General features: G+C 43.4%; 20 protein-coding genes. 6 read left to right on the top strand and 14 right to left on the bottom strand.

Features of this window, described 5'->3' with window-relative positions:
• Positions 1-26: 26 nt before the first annotated feature.
• The 3 genes from AAEO50_RS05575 to AAEO50_RS05565 form a co-directional block, all read right to left on the bottom strand.
• Positions 27-437 (bottom strand): VOC family protein, encoded by a 411-nt coding sequence (locus AAEO50_RS05575; protein ID WP_341981353.1) that lies wholly within the window; start codon positions 435-437, stop codon positions 27-29.
• Between the two features lie 143 nt (positions 438-580).
• A complete protein-coding gene (locus tag AAEO50_RS05570; RefSeq protein WP_341981351.1) occupies positions 581-1,468 on the bottom strand; it encodes an alpha/beta fold hydrolase in 888 nt (295 codons plus the stop codon).
• Positions 1,469-1,728: 260 nt separating this feature from the next.
• The gene (locus AAEO50_RS05565) at positions 1,729-3,309 is read right to left on the bottom strand and encodes a bifunctional metallophosphatase/5'-nucleotidase (RefSeq protein ID WP_341981349.1); all 1,581 of its coding nucleotides are present in this window, start codon (positions 3,307-3,309) and stop codon (positions 1,729-1,731) included.
• Positions 3,310-3,502: 193 nt separating this feature from the next.
• Between AAEO50_RS05565 and AAEO50_RS05560 the strand changes: the two genes are divergently transcribed.
• Both AAEO50_RS05560 and AAEO50_RS05555 read left to right on the top strand, forming a co-directional pair.
• Positions 3,503-5,053, top strand: a complete 1,551-nt coding sequence (locus tag AAEO50_RS05560) for a hypothetical protein (protein WP_341981346.1) — start codon at positions 3,503-3,505, stop codon at positions 5,051-5,053.
• A 284-nt stretch (positions 5,054-5,337) separates the two neighbouring features.
• Entirely contained in the window at positions 5,338-5,532 is a 195-nt protein-coding gene (locus AAEO50_RS05555; protein ID WP_341981344.1) for a hypothetical protein, read from the top strand.
• Positions 5,533-5,629: 97 nt separating this feature from the next.
• On the opposite strand, the gene AAEO50_RS05550 is transcribed toward AAEO50_RS05555, so the two are convergent.
• The 4 genes from AAEO50_RS05550 to AAEO50_RS05535 all read right to left on the bottom strand — a co-directional run bounded on the left by AAEO50_RS05550 (position 5,630) and on the right by AAEO50_RS05535 (position 7,404).
• Entirely contained in the window at positions 5,630-5,935 is a 306-nt protein-coding gene (locus AAEO50_RS05550; RefSeq protein ID WP_341981342.1) for a hypothetical protein, read from the bottom strand.
• A gap of 60 nt (positions 5,936-5,995) precedes the next feature.
• Positions 5,996-6,202: a hypothetical protein gene (locus AAEO50_RS05545; protein ID WP_341981340.1), complete on the bottom strand. Its 207-nt coding sequence runs from the start codon at positions 6,200-6,202 to the stop codon at positions 5,996-5,998.
• Between the two features lie 230 nt (positions 6,203-6,432).
• Positions 6,433-6,870, bottom strand: a complete 438-nt coding sequence (locus tag AAEO50_RS05540) for an NUDIX hydrolase (RefSeq protein ID WP_341981338.1) — start codon at positions 6,868-6,870, stop codon at positions 6,433-6,435.
• 24 nt (positions 6,871-6,894) lie between these two features.
• Positions 6,895-7,404, bottom strand: a complete 510-nt coding sequence (locus AAEO50_RS05535; RefSeq protein WP_341981416.1) for a GrpB family protein — start codon at positions 7,402-7,404, stop codon at positions 6,895-6,897.
• A gap of 233 nt (positions 7,405-7,637) precedes the next feature.
• Between AAEO50_RS05535 and AAEO50_RS05530 the strand changes: the two genes are divergently transcribed.
• Positions 7,638-7,865, top strand: coding sequence for an IDEAL domain-containing protein (locus AAEO50_RS05530; protein WP_341981336.1), 228 nt, complete (start codon positions 7,638-7,640; stop codon positions 7,863-7,865).
• Between the two features lie 186 nt (positions 7,866-8,051).
• Here AAEO50_RS05530 and AAEO50_RS05525 read toward each other — a convergent pair whose 3' ends face one another.
• Positions 8,052-8,591 carry a GNAT family N-acetyltransferase gene (locus AAEO50_RS05525; protein ID WP_341981333.1) on the bottom strand — a complete coding sequence of 180 codons (540 nt, stop codon included), beginning with the start codon at positions 8,589-8,591 and terminating at the stop codon, positions 8,052-8,054.
• A gap of 127 nt (positions 8,592-8,718) precedes the next feature.
• Here AAEO50_RS05525 and AAEO50_RS05520 point away from each other — a divergent pair, with 127 nt between their 5' ends.
• Both AAEO50_RS05520 and AAEO50_RS05515 read left to right on the top strand, forming a co-directional pair.
• The gene (locus tag AAEO50_RS05520) at positions 8,719-9,171 is read left to right on the top strand and encodes a hypothetical protein (protein ID WP_341981331.1); all 453 of its coding nucleotides are present in this window, start codon (positions 8,719-8,721) and stop codon (positions 9,169-9,171) included.
• A gap of 92 nt (positions 9,172-9,263) precedes the next feature.
• The gene (locus AAEO50_RS05515; RefSeq protein WP_341981329.1) at positions 9,264-9,758 is read left to right on the top strand and encodes a L,D-transpeptidase family protein; all 495 of its coding nucleotides are present in this window, start codon (positions 9,264-9,266) and stop codon (positions 9,756-9,758) included.
• 76 nt (positions 9,759-9,834) lie between these two features.
• Here AAEO50_RS05515 and AAEO50_RS05510 read toward each other — a convergent pair whose 3' ends face one another.
• The 4 genes from AAEO50_RS05510 to AAEO50_RS05495 form a co-directional block, all read right to left on the bottom strand.
• Positions 9,835-10,251 carry a YbaN family protein gene (locus AAEO50_RS05510; protein ID WP_341981327.1) on the bottom strand — a complete coding sequence of 139 codons (417 nt, stop codon included), beginning with the start codon at positions 10,249-10,251 and terminating at the stop codon, positions 9,835-9,837.
• Positions 10,252-10,438: 187 nt separating this feature from the next.
• Complete coding sequence (locus AAEO50_RS05505; RefSeq protein ID WP_341981414.1) at positions 10,439-11,557, bottom strand: Ger(x)C family spore germination protein; 1,119 nt, start codon at positions 11,555-11,557, stop codon at positions 10,439-10,441.
• A gap of 5 nt (positions 11,558-11,562) precedes the next feature.
• Positions 11,563-12,672, bottom strand: coding sequence for a GerAB/ArcD/ProY family transporter (locus AAEO50_RS05500; RefSeq protein ID WP_341981325.1), 1,110 nt, complete (start codon positions 12,670-12,672; stop codon positions 11,563-11,565).
• Positions 12,673-12,699: 27 nt separating this feature from the next.
• Positions 12,700-14,379: a spore germination protein gene (locus AAEO50_RS05495; RefSeq protein ID WP_341981322.1), complete on the bottom strand. Its 1,680-nt coding sequence runs from the start codon at positions 14,377-14,379 to the stop codon at positions 12,700-12,702.
• Positions 14,380-14,519: 140 nt separating this feature from the next.
• On the opposite strand from AAEO50_RS05495, the gene AAEO50_RS05490 reads away from it, so the two are divergent.
• Positions 14,520-15,317, top strand: coding sequence for a LysM peptidoglycan-binding domain-containing protein (locus AAEO50_RS05490; protein WP_341981320.1), 798 nt, complete (start codon positions 14,520-14,522; stop codon positions 15,315-15,317).
• Positions 15,318-15,528: 211 nt separating this feature from the next.
• Here the strand turns inward: AAEO50_RS05490 and rbsK are convergent, their stop codons facing one another.
• Both rbsK and AAEO50_RS05480 read right to left on the bottom strand, forming a co-directional pair.
• Positions 15,529-16,419: a ribokinase gene (rbsK, locus tag AAEO50_RS05485; RefSeq protein ID WP_341981318.1), complete on the bottom strand. Its 891-nt coding sequence runs from the start codon at positions 16,417-16,419 to the stop codon at positions 15,529-15,531.
• Positions 16,420-16,503: 84 nt separating this feature from the next.
• Positions 16,504-17,286: a DUF2935 domain-containing protein gene (locus AAEO50_RS05480; RefSeq protein WP_341981316.1), complete on the bottom strand. Its 783-nt coding sequence runs from the start codon at positions 17,284-17,286 to the stop codon at positions 16,504-16,506.
• Positions 17,287-17,379: the final 93 nt, after the last annotated feature.

Genomic DNA, 17,379 nt, shown 5'->3' with positions numbered 1-17,379 from the left:
AGGCACCAATTCAAGGTTCCCTCTTTTCACTGAGTTAATAAAGCTGGTGCCACAAACTCTACTTTTATCCGGTCAGGATCTTCAAAGTACACAGCATAGTAATCTTCACCGCCTGCAAATGGATGCAGATTTTCGTATAGGATGTTGATCCGCTTCTCCTTTAACTTTACGGTCATCTCATCCACTCTTTCACGGGAAGCAGCATGAAAAGCCAAGTGATTTAAACCGGTCCTGCATCTGTGATAAGGTTCATCCAAATATCTTTCGTCCGCCTGGACAAACACAAGGTAAGTCTCCCCAAGCTTCCAGCTCTCTCCTTTATCCCACTTTTGATAAGAATGATAGCCTAACTCCTGCAGGAACCATCCCCAAAAGGCAGTTGATTTCTTTATGTCGGATACATAGATTTCTACATGATGAAGCAGTCCTTCAGCCAATGTTCAGTCTCCTTTCTGGTTTAAAATAAAAATAAGATTTCAATTCACCATTTTTTCGATAGATCACTAAAGTAATTGAATACAAAGGTCACGATGATGAGGGCTGCTGTAGCATAAGCAATGTCCTAATCCCCTTTTTTGTGTTAGTTATCTCTCAGAAATTCATTTATTTTCTCAATAAATCCTTCTGTTTCCTCCAAGTCAGGAAAGTGAGCGCTCTTCTCGAATAATACCAGACTGCTATTTTTAAGATGTTTATGTATGATTTTTGAAATAGGCAGCCCTGTATTTCGATCGAAGACTCCTGTAATGATCAGAGTGTGGGTTTTTATTTCCTCCAGACGAAAGATTAATGGAGTTTTCGCCGGATTATTTTGAAGGCTATTCATCATCAAACCTGTGTTTATCAACTTACTTTCTTTCCACATTGCTCTATTTTCCTTTGCAATCTCTTGATTCTCAAATAATAGTAAATCCACAGTCTCGGGTTCTACAATGGCCCATATCCTATTATATAAATCCTCAATAGATAATCCCTCTTGTTGCAGCTTCGATATCATACTATAAAGATTTTTATCTGCTATTGTCATAAACCCTGTTATTTGAATCATTTTCTGAATATCTGTATCTATTAAACTAGGAGCAGACAGGATCATCTGATTAATTTCATTAGGAATGGCATACGCAATTTCAAGTGCCAACTCTCCCCCAAATGAATACCCGAGAAGATCAACTTTATCTGCTCCTAACCATTTCTTCAATTCTATAAAGTCTTGAATGAGCAAATCTAGTGTATAATCATTTTCCGATTCTGGCATCGCACTTCTGCCGCACCCTCGCTGTTCATAGTAAACGATTGTCCTGGTCCTGGATAATGAATGCCCAGCTGTCCTTTCAAAAACATAATGATTTCCGCCTGGTCCCCCGTGAAGAATGACGATGGGAATTGTGTTGTTTTCAATGCCTTCAATTTTCACCCAATGACTGATTCCATTTAACTCAACGGTAAACTCTCCATTTGTCAGGTTCATCCTTGCAGCTCCTTTTAATAGTATTCTTGTATTAAGCAAGCATAGGAATTAAAAATCTAAAGTAATAATAATGAAAAAGACTTCTTGATAATTTTACCATATATATTTAAATACTTATCTGTTTTTTACATCCTTAAGTAACCCTTCGAATCAAACCTCGTTTTGAAAAAGGATTCAGTTCATCAAAAAAGATGCCAAATCCAATCTGATCCGGCATCTTTTTTACGATTTTATTTTTACTATATATTATCTTAACGAAATTAATGAACCTTGATCCGTCCCATCTCCGGCGGTGCTACACTCCCGCCCGACTCAATGATATAGGTAATGAATGAGTCCAATGTCGGCGGGCCTTCTACTGGATCGGTTCCTTCTTTGAAAGCTGTAAAGCCGTCCCCTCCGGTTGCAAGGTAATTGGTCAAGGCAACGGTATACGTTTGATCCGGCTGAATGGTGTTTCCGTCCTCATCAGTCATGTCTATGACTTTTCGGCCTGGAGGTGCGTCCTTATCCCATGTATAATGCAGTCCGGATGCCTGCATGACCGTCTGGAAGTTTCCTGTCCATTGCTGTTCCAGCACTTCTTTCAGTTCGGAGCCAGTAAGGGAGACTTTGACCAGGTGTGTACCAAAGGGAAGCATGGTGTACAGTTCTCCCCAGGTAAGTTCTCCTTCATTCAGGTTCGCCCGGATCGATCCGGGATTCATAAAGGCTATGTCGGTACCCATGTTCTGTCTGTGTGAATCAGCAACGAGATTTCCTATCGAGCGCTCGCCGCTATCGGTCTTTTCCTTCGAGATGGAAGCTTCTGCCCTTCCCATCTCTTGGCTCAGCATCATTTCTTTGTCTGCCGAGTAAGCATCGACCATCTCTTTGACCTCTTTATCCGGCTCGATTCCTTCATGATAAGTGGAGATGATTTCAGCTTGTTTATGGACGATTTCCTTCGATTCCGGATCGATGAAAAGATCGACGTCTGAAAAGGCTGTTCCGTACGAATACGATTGAATGATCATCTTCCCGTCGACCATTGTGTTGGCAAAGCCGTGATTGTGGCCGCCGAAGAAGATGTCGACTTCATCGTCGATGCGGGGCGCAAATTCTGCGACGTCTTCAGCCGGGGCCGATCCATCTGTGTTCAAAGAGGCTGAAACATGCCCAAGAACGATGATGGACTGTACCCCTTTTGCCTTCAATTCTTTTACGCTTTGATTGATGGCGGTCACTTCATCCGTGAATTCCACGTCTTCAACCCCGCTTGGAAGGACGATATCCTTCGTTTCGGTTGTGACAACGCCGATAAATCCGATCGGCACGCCATCGACTTCTTTAATCACATAAGGAGGTAAAATGGATTGCCCTGTCTTTTTATCAATGACATTGGCAGCAGTGTAAGGAAAAGCCGCACCTTCAAAATCGCCTGTCTTATCATGTTTGCCTCCCTTAAGGAGCCTGAACATTTCGTCCGTCCCTTCATCGAACTCATGATTTCCCAATGTGCCGATGTCGAAGCCAACGTTGTTCATCCACTCCACGGCAGGTTCATCCTGCATAAGTGATGATACGGGCGAGCTGGCACCGACCATATCGCCGGCATGTACCAAAAGGGTATTTTCGTTCTCTTGACGGTGTTTTTCTAAATAGGCGGCCAGATACTCAGCGCCCCCGACCTGCTTTCCATTCCTTGATCGATATGTTTCCAGCTGTCCATGAAAATCATTGACCCCCAAGAGCTGCACGGAAATATACTCTTCAGGGTCGGTGGAAGACGAAGCAAATGATGATCCAATGAAGTAACCCCCTGTCACGATCGCTGCCAACATCAATCTCTTTACAGACATGGAAAACCTCCCTATGTTTTGTCACCTTCAACGTAGCACACGAGTTTTGAGGCATTTTTAATGGGAGATTATTGTTTTGTAAAGATATTCAATAAACCTTGGATTTCTGATTTTTTTGTAAAAAAATGGTGTTTACTGTCGATTATTGTGGTAAAATTCAAAATTATATAAAGATAACATTGGGGGATGTTTTATGAGAGAGAAGTTAAAGGCCTTTGGAATACCAATCGGGCTTACATTGATATTTATTTCAGCATTATTTGTGCATCAGCTTCTGCTTGTGAAAGAGCTGCCGCACCCTGACTGGAGCAGGTCCGTTCCGCTCCCTGCTTCATTTGAAGAGAAGCCGCAGATGTTTGTCGATTCAGAAGACCGAATTCATATCGCAGCCAATGGTCAAGTTCAATCCATCAGGATGAACGATGAGTTAACAATCGCAGAACAGGAGACAACGAATACGAAGATCACCAGGGGGTTCCCTTTCTGGAGCAATGGAGAGGAACTCATCTATTATAAAGATGGAAATCTCGTTTCGACGAGAGATCAAAAGGATTTCATACTTCAAAAAGAAATCACTGGCTTGGGGGCAGGAAAAAATGATGTCTTCTTTTGGAATGGCCATACGTTAAGTCATTATGATCCTGAAAAGAACGCTTCTGCTGACATACATACGTTCCAAAACGTGATTTCTGACATGCATGTGGCCGACGATGGAAGTGCCATCATTCAGGTGGAGAAAGACAATACCCATGACCTGTTATACTATCTCGATGAAAAGAAGCAAGTCAGCGAGCCTTTCCTGACTGTCGACAGCTCACCTAATAAGAAGATCAATGGACTGACGTTCAAGGTGAACGGCGGGAACCTGATTGTTTTTTATAATCAAAAATCAAGGACCCAAGGGACTCTTGCCTACAAAGTATTTAAAGTACAAGCCCCCGTTGAGGACATTGGCAGCTCCATGCTGGACGGAGAGAAGGTGGAGTTCGTTCATTCCGAAACCGGACAGAAGCTGATGAGCCCCGGCGGTGTCCAAATGATGAATATAGACGGTAAAGAGATGATCCTGCTGACATCGGAAGGGACACGTGTTGGTGACAATAACTCGATTAGCTTGTACGCGGCGCCGTTCAATGAAGATTCAAGCTTCACTGCAGCTCCGGTCAGTACGACAAAACATGTGTCATATCCGCCGATGAGGATTTCCGATGATGCGATGGTCTGGATGAATTATGATGGAGATACCTACAAACTGACAGGGAATTCCCGAAATCCCGAGGTCATTGCAGCCAGCACCGACTGGTCAAAAAGTTCTGTAAAGGAAGCGATCAACAACGGCGTGCTCATGATGTTCAGCAGCCTGGTCACCATCATGACCTCCTTCTACTGGGTACTGCCATCACTCTTCCTGCTGATACTCATGTACATCTTTAAACCAAATGCATTCGAAAAAGATGGAATCAGCTGGGTTGAATATCTGGCCATCATCATCTTTATGTTCATGCCGATTTCCTACACCCAGGATGCGATGAATGCGTACTTCCATCAGATGGCTCCTGGTTACCTCTTATTCCCGGGCAGTGCATATGCTGTAACTCTCTTCCTGAGCGTGATCACACTGATCATCTGGAAATTCGGAAGAGATCCGGACTGGGGTTCCATGAGCGGAGCGTTTTATTATATGGGCATGTATATGATGTTTTATATCACGTTCATCGGTCCTTATATTTTTAATTTGTATTGATTTGAATGGAGTTCGATGCCTGCATCCGGTGGACGGGGTGCGGGCATCTTTTATTTTGGGTGGGTTGATCTGGTTGAAAGAAGGGAAGCGGCCCGCACCTTTGATTGGTTTCTGAAGAAAAATAGGTTATTTTTTGAAAAAAACTGAGGAAAAACTGCCGAAAACATTGAGTTTTGTCTCTCCCCCAACAAAAAAGAAGCTCATTCAGCTCTTTTTCCATAAAAATCAAACAAATATTCACTTCCACTCTGGGGTCCCAACACTTTATTATCGAAAACAAACGATTGATTATCGAAAATCAAGACTTTATTATCGATTACGAGAACTTTATTATCGAATTCTCTAAAAGGGTCTCCTTCTATTATCGAACAGCTGAAGATGTAATCGATTTCCAACAATTATTATTGTTCCTCATCGGTTATGATCAACCAGATAACGGTCCGCAAGCGAGACCACACTCCCAATGGTTCTCAACATAAAAAGAAGCCCATCTCCTATAGATAAGCCCCCGATACCAACTATCGCAGTATTTCCTTTCCTGCATACGTATTCTTGGTTGAAACCCATCGAACACTCTTAACCCTCCCCATAATACTCGGCAAAATGAAGAAAGCCCACCTTCCTCACCAAGTAGTTTCTTAATTGACCCTGAGTCGCTTTTTCGACTGGCGGGTCTGTGAGAGTATAGATATTTGCGTTCAAGGCGGTAATTGCATCTTTATCCCTATCATTATGAAACTCATCATCCACGATGCTCGATGCTAGGGCTGCCGCGGGATACCCCATAAGGAACACTTTCGTCCTCAATGCTAAATGCGGTGTGCTGTGCAGCATGATGAAAATCAGCACCAACACACTGACCAACCCGATCCATTTTTTCATCTCGCTATCCCCTAACTTTTAAAGAAGTCATTCATTAGCGCAGAAACCAGAAACCATCACTTAACCAATCGGCCCGCCGCCTCCATTTTGATTGTTGTTATTCCTCAACTGTACAGCATGCCGGGCGGATTTTTGATACGATTCGTCCCTTTCATTGCTCGAATTCTTCTTGATACTATCTCCATAAAACTCCATTTTCCTTGAACCGATCCACACCCTGATACCGAAATACAGGATGATGACTCCAATGAAAATAAAGAAATACATCTTGAACATCCCTCCAGAAAATCGTCTACCGTTTTCGAAAAAAAAACACATTCAACTAAATTCCCCTTGCTATGAAACGCGTTTCATACTTTACGCTAATGATGGAATGTGAACTTCACATTCCCTGCCATGATTGGCGTAACGCGACTTTTGCGGCGTGACAATCATGGATCTCTCCAAAAGTGTTCATGAGGAAGCCATGAACACTTTTTTCATTATAAAAATTACTGCTACTTCACAAAAAAGCCAGCATCCAACTTTTTCTCAGCCTGCTGGATATTATCCTTTAAATACCTTGCAATCTCTTCTCTCTCCAGAATCTCAGAAGTCGACATCCACAACACTTCATCCACTTCATCCTGACTTTTCGTGTAAGGCTCCCCGGATTCAACGTTGCAGAGAAAGACGATATCGATGACATTGATGCCTGTATCCGTTACAAAAGAGCAGCTATTCACATAGGTAAGGCCGCCAATCTTAATCCCTACTTCTTCATCCACTTCCCGGATCAAGGTCCGCTCCAGAATCTCAGTCGAGACACCTTCAGCATCACACTTCCCGCCGACAAGCGAAAGCATGCCCGGTGCATGATCCTCTTTCTCACTTCTTCTGATCAAAAGCCACTTGCCATCCCGGTGAATGGCAGCTTCTACATTCACGATAAACATTTTACTTCCTCCTTATGTAACGCTTTACCTGTTCCTCTGCCAATCCAGCGCCTTCTTCTCCATCTCCGAAACAAACGCCTTCTTAGCCGGACTGTAGTCCTTGGTCGACTCATACTTATCCGCGAGCTCTTCCTTGAACCGGTTGTATCGCGCTGCCTCGTCAGGATGTGCACGCATATAATCCCTGAAGATCAAATGCCGTTCAATCTGCGGATTGCCGGATTGATAGACATGAATATGATGCGTCCTATTCTCTCCGCCTTTCCGGAACAGCCTCCTGCCCTCGATTCCCCAATCACCCGCTGCATCGTAGCCGAGTTCCTCCATCTGTTCATTGTATGAATCAATCGCCGAGATATCCTTCACGATGCACATCATGTCGATCACAGGCTTCGCCTTCATGCCTTGAATCGCCGTGCTCCCGAAATGCTCAAACGAAACGACTTCATCCCCGAATATTGTCATCAAAAACGCCGCTTCCTCTTTATACATGGATTTCCATTCTTCCCGGTAATCCGTTAATCTCACTTTCACTGCTTCACCCCATTTCACCATCACTTCACTCGAACGAATTCTTCCTCCCAAAACCTTAGCCCTTACTACTTCCATAAAAAAGTTGAAATTTCCTTCTTCCGGAAAAACAACGCCCGTCCCTCGATGCGTTAATGCGGCAGCGCATCGAGGGACGGGCGTTCTAAAATAAAAAATGTTTGAATATTTTGATATTGGTTAGTATAATAGAAAAAAGGTCAAGGAGTTGATTTTACATGAAAAAGTATTTGCTTCAATCCCCACAGACTGATCTGATCAGCATGGACTCCCTATTTGCAGAAATGATATTGGACAAGGCGATGTTAACATTCCGCAAAGAGCAAATTGAACAGAAAATCGACCACTCATTACGTGACAGAAATAAAAAAGAGTTCCTCCGGCTGTCAGAGGAATTAAAACACATCCATGAGGAACTAGACCAAATTGATGCACAAGCACAATAGGTAACGAAGCGGCTTTTATCCATTGGATCGCACGTAACTTTATTGGAATTCTCATTATTATTATAAAGAATATAATTGGACGGTCTTCTTGTTTTATACATGGAGACCGTCCTTTACTGTTTTCGGCGGGTGTTCGATTCCTGTCATTCTATTTTGCGAATAGTGGACCGACAACGAGCAGGCACCTTAGTAAAGATAACCCATTAAATCAACCTCTCCATCTTTCCACTTTCTATTTCCCACTTCTTTTATCATCAGTTCTTTTATTTTTTGATGACCTATACCATATGTAGTTTGATTGACATCGTTTATTTGCAGCCATTTACATTTACTTTCGGCTGATTTGAACCCTGCCTTCATGTACAGTTCTTTTTTATCTGCAAACAGAAGGAGAAAATCAACAGCCCTATTTTTACAAAATGCATCAATTTCAGATAGAAGCAATGAACCTATCCCTTGTGAACGATGTTCTCTCGCCACGCACACGTCAATGAGTCCAAGTACCTTTACCGGCTCCCCGTTTACGTTCATTACTCGATAATCCAATCCCACTTGACCAGCAAGTTGATCCAGATCATCATAGGCGATGAAACGGAAATGCGGTAATTGCTTGTAGTAAATCCTATCCCGTGGATACTCCTCATCAAAACATTCGATTAATAACTGCTGCAGCTTAGCTCTCAATTCATGATCAATGTCGTATTCATATACTTGTTTGATATTCAAAGCGTTTTCTCCTTATCGTTTATTTTCACATGGCCGTACAATTCATACTCACTGGTAAATAGTTTCCATCATACTGGGCAGAATAGGAGAGTACACTTAACACATTAATGCGAAAAGGACTTTTATTATGTTTGGACTGATGATCGCCGTAATTCTTTTTAATTTGGTTGCTTTCAAAACAAATAAAACATTAACTGCCAAGCAAATTGCCCATATTTTTGTTTTCACCATTTCATTACAACTGTCTTTTGATCTTTATGTGGATATGAAGTATCTCGGGTATTGGTATTTTTCTAAAGAAATTGATTGGGCAGCATTACCTGCGCATTCCATTTTGCTTCCACCGGTCAATATGATGTTTTTAAATTGGTATCCTTTTGATCGTACAAGGTGGGTACGGACTCTCTTTGTCTTTTTTTGGACGATTGCTTTATTACTATATGAGGTCATTGCCCTGCTTCCTGCACCATGGGGATATTTTCATTATGGGTGGTGGAGCTTGGGGCACTCTGCATTCTTAGATCCAATCCTATTATTCATTCTACTATTGTATTATAAGCATTTTATAAAAGAAGACTGAAGTAAATGAAATACAAATTGTAAAGGTTTGATTCGCACTTATTATCCCGCCTCAAACATACACTATAAAAGTATGCAAAGGTGGTGTTTGATTTGAACCATATTGTAAAACCCGGTGAGACGCTGAATCAAATTGCACGGGATTACCGCGTCCCGCTCCCGGTCATCATCCGTGCCAACCCATCCATCAATCCAAATCTCATCTACCCAGGCCAGCCCATTGTCATTCCAGGTTTCCCTTCGCCCGACACCCTGCCCTTTCAAATCGACGTGTCTGTAAACAACCGTAGATTAAAACTGCTAAGGAATGGCACCCTGCAAAAGCAGTATCCAATCGCTGTGGGCAGAATGGTATCGGAAACGCCCGTGGGAAACTACATCATCATTAACAAGGCGCCAAACCCCGGCGGACCATACGGCACCATGTGGATGAGTTTATCGAAACAGGGGTACGGCATTCACGGGACCAATAATCCGAGCTCGATCGGCAAAGCCGTTTCACTGGGCTGCATCCGTATGTATAACAAAGATGTGGAAGAATTGGCACGCACCATCCCGATTGGGACTCCTGTCTTCATTCATCAGTAAAAACGTTTTTTTCTTACAAAGAGAGCCTGACCCCCGATACGCTAAAATTTCACGCACCGTGGTCAGGCCCATACCGCTAATTCAGTTTTTCTTTCAACCCTTCTTCTTTTGCGTCCGGATGAAGGGTCTTGATTTTTTTTATAAAATAATAGTGTTTGTACAAGGCGAGTCCAATCAATAGAATTCGAACGAATAAGATGTCGACGACCACGATGGAAATCAGAATAAAGAAATCTGCCGTCACGTTTATTCGAATTTTCTCTTTCAGAGTCATCCCCTTCTTTTGAAGGAAGCCCATTACATACTTTTCATATATGGTTAAGCTTTTAAACCAGTCTTCTATCCGCTTGGAACTTTTTGCAAAGCAATATGCGGCAAATAAGTAAAACGGACCGCCCGGCAGGACAGGCAGCACTGTGCCGGCGAGCCCGAATGCCAAGGAGATCAGTCCAAGCAGCATAAACAGGATACTTTTCATCTTCTTTAGTGTCATGATTCATTTCCCCTAAGATTGCTGTAGAATCGGTGTTCTTATTCTATACCTACCCAACATTCATTGTATTATAACTATAACAGGGATATGCGCTTTCTTGGTTAGGGGATTTCTGTTAATTATGGCGGAAAAGTGAAGACAGAAGGGACTGGTTTCATGTAATGAGTTTTTCTTCAGCACCCCCACCTCACTCCACCACTCCCGTTCTAACAATTTGAAAGTCGATGTTCACGTTTACTTTTACATCTTTATACATGGAATGCCATTTCTTCTTCGTTAATTTTGAATGGGGGACCGCACTGCGGTACACTTCTCCAAACCCAATGAAATCAGAATCGACAGACTTCCCATATCTAATCAATTCTTTGATTTCCTTATTCATTTCTTGACTTATTTTTTCGTCGAGGATTTCAATGTTCTTAGGATTCTTTAAATCAATCTTCTGGTTGATTTCCTGTAATCGTGCGTTCATCGATATGTCCAGATCAAATTCCAACGTCTGCTCATCTAGGAGGTCAATCTTGCTTTTACTTTTAATGGTATCCAATGCGACTGCAATCTTTTTGGAAGAATCCTGTCCTTCCATTAATTCCGGGTCATTTCCGTTCTTAAGCGTCAATTCGAAATTCCCGGCATCGTATTGATCGTTGACCAATTTGACATAGAAGGCTTCTATCGGCGAAATCCTTCCCACCATTTTGTCATCCTTCATAATGGCCATCCCCGTGATCGTGATCATTTCGTCCTCCACTTTGAGGAGCGGCATCAGCGGATCAATGCCAACGGAATAATAATCATGGAGCATTTCGTGGAGAGTCGGTGAGGGAATCGTTTCCCCTTTGATGTTCTGTTCAATCTCTTTATACACATATTGTCCGGCATCAGAAAATTGTTCGTATTTTTTCTCCAGGATCTCACTCGCCTTTCCATCCACTACAGCCAAATAGGTTAAATCACTGATCGCATGATCCCTGCTTAGGGTATCCGCCAAGTTGATGAACCCTTTTTCAGCCACTTCCTTACCATAAAGGGCTACCCTCAATTGACCTGACTCTAATTTTTTCTGTGATTTGAGGCTTCCCTTTATTCTTGCGCCTTTGCTTGTCAGTGCATTACTGGAAATGACATTCGTACTGTCCACGGATTGCGGGTCCGTTTCAAGAATCAGGATGGTTGTTTGAATCTCTTCTCCATCCGCTTTGTCATAGCCTACCGTTGTGATCATCCCGATTTTCTCAAGCGTACTCGGATCTGCGCAGGAACTAAGAAATGAAAGTGCAAAAAGGGCCAATAACAATCGAGTCATATTTTTCACGTTGCATTCCCCTTCCTCACTACTTTTTTCTTTATCAATACAAATATATAAAGGACAATGGGATAACAATAGACTACATAAAAAGATACTTTTCCAAAAAGATCACTGAGGGCGTTGATCTGCTCTCTTGTTACGAAAAACTGGATAGCGGCAAACAGGAAAATGGAAAAAATCCAAATGAACGTTTTTTCTTTCCATTGAAAAATACGGGTGACCCCCCTTGATGCGGACCATATGTACAGCATGAGATTGGGAAGGATAATAAGCATCCAAAACGTGATGGCCACATATTCGAACCGTTCGATGAACGGCAGCCGGACGATTTTAAATAATGACAGGGTGGCCCAGATCGTCCGTTCAAGCTGACCCCCGCTGAAGTAGCCAAGCGATACCAGCATGACGGCTAAATAGAGGAAGGTCGTATACGCTAATCCAATCTGCATATACCGAGTTGTTTTTTGTTTCTCTTTTATATAAGGATAGTAGGAATACATCAGTTCAAACCCGATGACAGTGAATGTCATGGCATATGTACCTTTTAATATATCCATCGTATTCGCTTCAAACATAGGCATAATATTCTGCCAATTGATATATTGGAGAGGATAGCTCAACAGACCCAATAACCAAAGCGCCAAGAACACACTGAAGAAGCTGACTCCGACGATGATCCGGAATCCCCCCAATGCCCCATATAAAACCAAGAGCATAAGGGTAAGGGCAAGGAACCAGGTTGGGACCTCAGGGAAGACCCATGCTTGAAGGACTTCAATATAATTTCGAATGATCACAAGAAAAGCGCCCAGGCAATAGGAAACATACACGAGATTGAGGAAGGTCCCGATCCATTTTCCATAGACGTCCCGCTGAATCCCATATAGATCCGCACTTTCATAGGATTGGAGAGTCTTCACCATAATAAACCCGATGATACTTGCAATGCCCCCGGAGAGAAGGACCGACATCCACGCGTCATGTTTGGCTTCCATATAGATGATTCTCTGAAACCCTTGGACGCCGACTCCCAACTGGGCAGAGTGGATAATGAACATAACAAGAAAAGCATTGACCAGATGGTGTTGTTCAGGGTATATGGATACCTTCATTTGATCCCTCCTCTCCATTGTCTTGAATTATTTCTTTGAATCATACTTTTTAGAATTAAGCGGCCTCGTCTGATATGGACGTTTCGACGTAAGGTTGAGGGGCAGCCGCACCACACTATTCCCCCAATCCCTAAACCGAAGCGGATAAAACGGTGCCAAAAATGGACTCCCAAGACTAGATTGTCTCAAGAGGTGGATGAGCAAGAAGCAAAAGGCAAACATCGTGCCATAAAAGCCCCAGAACCCTGCTAAAATAATAATCGGAAACCGCAGGATCCGAATGACATTCCCCATCATGAAGTTAGGTGTGGTGAATGAGGCTAGTGCTCCAAGAGCTACGATGATGATGAGGATATTACTGGTGAATCCAGCTTCGACCGCAGCCGTCCCGATGACAATCCCCCCTACAATACCCATCGTCTGGCCTACTTTGGTCGGCAGCCTGGCCCCAGCTTCCCTCAGTAATTCAATGATGAATTCCAGAAGAAGCGCCTCGATGATCGGCGGGAAGGGGACCCTCGAACGCGACTCACTCAAAGGAATGAGCAGCGGCTGAGGAATGATTTCATAATGATAGGTCAAAGAGGCCACATAGATTGCTGTAAAAAATACAGACAGCAGCATCGCGATCATGCGTAAGAGCCTAAAAAAAGAGGCGACTTGCCACTTAACGTTTTGATCTTCCATGCTTTGAAAATACTCAATGAAGCTTTGAGGACATCCGATAACCAGGGAGCTCCCATCAACAATGATGATGATTTTTCCATTAAGCAGCCACGAACAGGCACGATCAGGCCGCTCTGTTAACACCATCAACGGAAAGATACTCATCGAATTATCTTCAATCAGCTGCATGAGGACCGAACTGTCCATGATACCGTCTACTGAAATATTGGATATGCGCTGTTTGACCGTTTCCACCATCTCATCTGATGCTATTCCATTTATGTACATGATAGAGATTGCGGTCCTTGTCTGTTCCCCGCGGGTCATAGACACAGTAGTCAAATCTGGATTTACCAAATATCGCCGGACCAGCGAAATATTCGTCGCCATACTTTCATTAAAACCGAGCTGGGGACCGATTACGATGGATTCATTCTCTGGCTTTGCTAAAGAACGCCGGTCCGTGGTGGGGATCATAACGGATACGACAGGTGCGAATCCTTCAACATGAATCAGGACAGCTCCGCCGAGAAGGGAAAAAACAGCTTCCTTCAATGAAGTGATCTGCTGAACATCCCCTGAGTTCATTTGACTCTCCACTGTCGAAGGGGCAACAGACTCTTCATTGAGCTGGCCGATAATATCGCGATTGAGCATTGATGTTTCAATTAACGCTTCTATATAGATGATAGTGAGATCCGGGCGCACCTTGATTACCACCACATCTGAGCTATTGTTTAATCTGTTTTTGATCGCTCTAGTGAATTCCTCAGAGGATTCAGCCATCTGGATATCGCTCTCTTTGGACTTCAATTTCTCTACTCCGGGACTCTTTTCGTTTTTCTTAAAGAACATAATGGTCCCCCTTCTGGTCGTCAATGGTATCAGCTTTGTCTTGGGAGGGAAGAAATATACTTTTTCATTGCGGGTATGTGGAATTTTTGCAGTACGGAGCGGTGTGGACAAAGCGGGACGGTTTGAGTAGCCCAATCCCCGCTGTGTATCGGGGACAAGCACTAACAAAGGGAGCATTGTAAACATATAAAAAACTCTAGAATTTGATGTGAGAGAAATCCTATTTGGTTATTAACTCTAGTAAACATTCTCTCTGTAATGAATCAGCCGTTCTCCCTCTTCCACTCTTTTCATAGAATATACAGAAATGAAAGGGGGTGTTTAGAATGCCAACGATTCATACCAAAGGTTTCATTTACACAGTCAGGCCGGGGGACACACTCTATTCGATTGCTGTAAAATACGGAAGTACCGTCGCAGGAATTGAAAGAGCGAACCATCTGTTTCCACCTGTGACAGACAGAGGGTTGATCTTTTCAGGTGATGTGCTACTCATCCCAACTACAACCCCGACGCCTCTTATGACTCACATTGTTACAACCGGAGACACACTCACAGCCATCGCTCAAACTTTTGAAACACATGTAGATCTTCTGGCTGGAATCAACAATATTGAGAACCCTGGTTTAATTTTCGTAGACCAGCCCTTGCTTGTCCCTGCCTTCTCTTACAAGATTGTCAGCGGCGATACACTGTATTCCATTTCAAGGCTGTATAGTGTTTCAGTATCTGACATTGAAACAGCGAATGCAGGCCGCCCCGGCTTCCAAAGGGATGTCATCTGGCAGGATTATCACTTGATCATTCCGATTCCTACATCAAGAAATATCTTCGTGACCAAACCCATTCCGGGTACTTCGATCAACAGTGGTCAACAAGTGGAAGGCTATGCCAGGGTGTTTGAAGCTACAGTCAACTATCAGCTAAGAGATAACAATGGTGTCATTGTTACAAATGAACGCTTTACCACTGCAAATGAAGGGGCACCGGCTTATGGTTTCTTTACTGCAACCCTTCCCTTTGACCGCCAGCCAACCTCTGATACAGGAGAACTGTGGGTGTACAGCCGAAGTGCAAAGGATGGAAGCATCCAGGACCTTGTTAAAATCAAAGTGGATTTTTAATCGGGAGAAGATACGAGAGCGAGTGAGCGGTAAACATACTATCTATCTCAGGGCGCTGGGCTCTGAGTTTTTTTGTTGGGGAACGATACAAGAATCCCCTCGATACGCTGAAGCTTGAATGCATAAAGGGCTGGCCGGCATGGCGGCAGGGTACCGTACAGTGAAACCCCTTTTCCAAATAAGAATGGATCATATTTATTCACCATTCCGCTCATTCAGCAAGCCCCTTCTCCACTTCTTCCCTTGTCGGCATGCCGCCCTGAGCACCGAATCCGGTGACCGACATGGAAGCGGCACGATTGGCAAAACGCAAGCTTTCTTTCAGGTCTCTCCCTTCGGCAATGGCCGTTCCAAATGCCGCATTGAATGTATCGCCTGCCCCGGTGGTGTCGACGACTTTTACAGGAAATGACGGTACTAGGTGTTCTCCGCTGCCGTCGTGATAACGGACACCGGCCGCCCCTTCGGTAATGAACAGTTTGTTATGATATTTTTCTAGTGCTTTCGAGAGCTCCAGTCCATTGAACAACATGCCTGCCTCATGTTCATTCGGCGTCAGATACGCCGCTTTATCAACAACCTCATTGGAAATCGCCCTTGCAGGAGCCGGGTTCAATAAAAGCGGGACTCCGATCTCATGGCATAAACGGACCGCTTCGAGAACCGTTTCTTCCGGCACTTCCTGCTGGATCATGACAAGGTCGAATTTTTTTAAAAGTGTCAGGGACTGGTTCACATATTCCGGCGTGACGAAATCATTCGCCCCTTTGACGACGACGATGCTGTTATCCCCTTCCGCTAAAATGATGTGAGCCGTGCCGCTGGACTGGTTTGTAATTTGTTTCACATATCCTATGTGAACACCATTATTTTTAAAATTGTCGAGAATATCCTTCCCATAGGTGTCATCCCCGACGCACCCGATCATATGTACTTCCGCTCCAAGGCGTGCTGCTGCCACCGCCTGATTCGCCCCTTTACCGCCGGGAACCATTTCAAAGGACTCTCCGAGGACAGTCTCTCCCGCGAGTGGACGCCTTTTCGATGTGACAACCAAATCCATCGATGAACTTCCGATGACCGCAATCTTTGGTTTTTTCATGATTTTCATTCCTTTCTTTATTGAACCTCCACTTTCTTTATACAGCAAAAAGAAGCATGGGAACAATCACCATGCTTCAAACGATTATTTCAAGCTTCCTTCAAATAAATCAATGATTTCCAAGAATCTTTCGGCTTCTCTAAATGTGTGATCTGCTAATAGCGGATGGATATTACTTTTGATGCGGCATTCCTCTATTAACTCTCTTGCTGTTTTCTTAAAATCTCTTAACGAAGCGACAGAAACCTTATTTTGATTTAAAAATTGACTAAGTATCGGTTTCGTTTCTGATTGTGGACGCATAGAACACAAATCGACGGCCTGAAACATTAATTGGTCGAAGTCATGGCTAAACTCTCTCGCCTGTTCTACCAATTTTCTTTCCGATGGATCTAAAAGATGACCGATAAACTTAGCATGATCCGCCATAATCTTTAAGAAGAATACATTTTCTTCGATGACCGCATCTGGTTCTGGGGCCAATTTCCCCTCATTGAGTTCTTTCAAACGGTTTGCAAAGTAGGCTGCTTCTCGACTAATATGATCGACTAATAAAGGGAAATTGTTTGTACGGATTTCGCACCGTAGAGTCAAACCTAAAACTTTGCGTTTGTAAGTCCAAATTGCCACGGCAGCTTGATAAACCTCGGAATTGAAAGCTTGAACCTGACGTAAATCTGAGTTCACCGAAAATCTTGCTAACTTTTCCTCTATCCTTTCAAATAAAGAGATAAACTGTCGTGCTTCCTCGATTAACTGTTTCTGTTCATACGTAAATCCCAAGCTTAAAAACAGGGCATGTTCTTTCATTATTCTGGACCAAAAAGTAATTTCATCCAATGACCTGGCCACAATAGGATTCGCCAACACCTCACCTCCTCAGTTTCATGTTCCTATAGAATATATTTGCGGCTTCTTGTCCTCATTCCACCCAAATCCATAAGGTGCATGAGTGCTTAT

This window comes from Rossellomorea oryzaecorticis, from assembly GCF_038405515.1.
Classification (GTDB): Bacteria; Bacillota; Bacilli; order Bacillales; family Bacillaceae_B; genus Rossellomorea; species Rossellomorea oryzaecorticis_A.
Note: the sequence above shows the minus strand (reverse complement) of the source record. Positions and strands in the feature narration are given on the sequence as shown.

Coding starts and splice junctions, on each gene's coding strand:
- AAEO50_RS05570 (WP_341981351.1), bottom strand. CDS start 1,468: ATGAACCTGACAAATGGAGAGTTTACCGTTGAGTTAAATGGAATCAGT.
- AAEO50_RS05495 (WP_341981322.1), bottom strand. CDS start 14,379: ATGTTTACAATGCTCCCTTTGTTAGTGCTTGTCCCCGATACACAGCGG.
- AAEO50_RS05550 (WP_341981342.1), bottom strand. CDS start 5,935: ATGAAAAAATGGATCGGGTTGGTCAGTGTGTTGGTGCTGATTTTCATC.
- AAEO50_RS05520 (WP_341981331.1), top strand. CDS start 8,719: ATGTTTGGACTGATGATCGCCGTAATTCTTTTTAATTTGGTTGCTTTC.
- AAEO50_RS05505 (WP_341981414.1), bottom strand. CDS start 11,557: ATGACTCGATTGTTATTGGCCCTTTTTGCACTTTCATTTCTTAGTTCC.
- AAEO50_RS05510 (WP_341981327.1), bottom strand. CDS start 10,251: ATGACACTAAAGAAGATGAAAAGTATCCTGTTTATGCTGCTTGGACTG.
- AAEO50_RS05500 (WP_341981325.1), bottom strand. CDS start 12,672: ATGAAGGTATCCATATACCCTGAACAACACCATCTGGTCAATGCTTTT.
- rbsK (WP_341981318.1), bottom strand. CDS start 16,419: ATGAAAAAACCAAAGATTGCGGTCATCGGAAGTTCATCGATGGATTTG.
- AAEO50_RS05565 (WP_341981349.1), bottom strand. CDS start 3,309: ATGTCTGTAAAGAGATTGATGTTGGCAGCGATCGTGACAGGGGGTTAC.
- AAEO50_RS05530 (WP_341981336.1), top strand. CDS start 7,638: ATGAAAAAGTATTTGCTTCAATCCCCACAGACTGATCTGATCAGCATG.
- AAEO50_RS05490 (WP_341981320.1), top strand. CDS start 14,520: ATGCCAACGATTCATACCAAAGGTTTCATTTACACAGTCAGGCCGGGG.
- AAEO50_RS05540 (WP_341981338.1), bottom strand. CDS start 6,870: ATGTTTATCGTGAATGTAGAAGCTGCCATTCACCGGGATGGCAAGTGG.
- AAEO50_RS05545 (WP_341981340.1), bottom strand. CDS start 6,202: ATGTATTTCTTTATTTTCATTGGAGTCATCATCCTGTATTTCGGTATC.
- AAEO50_RS05560 (WP_341981346.1), top strand. CDS start 3,503: ATGAGAGAGAAGTTAAAGGCCTTTGGAATACCAATCGGGCTTACATTG.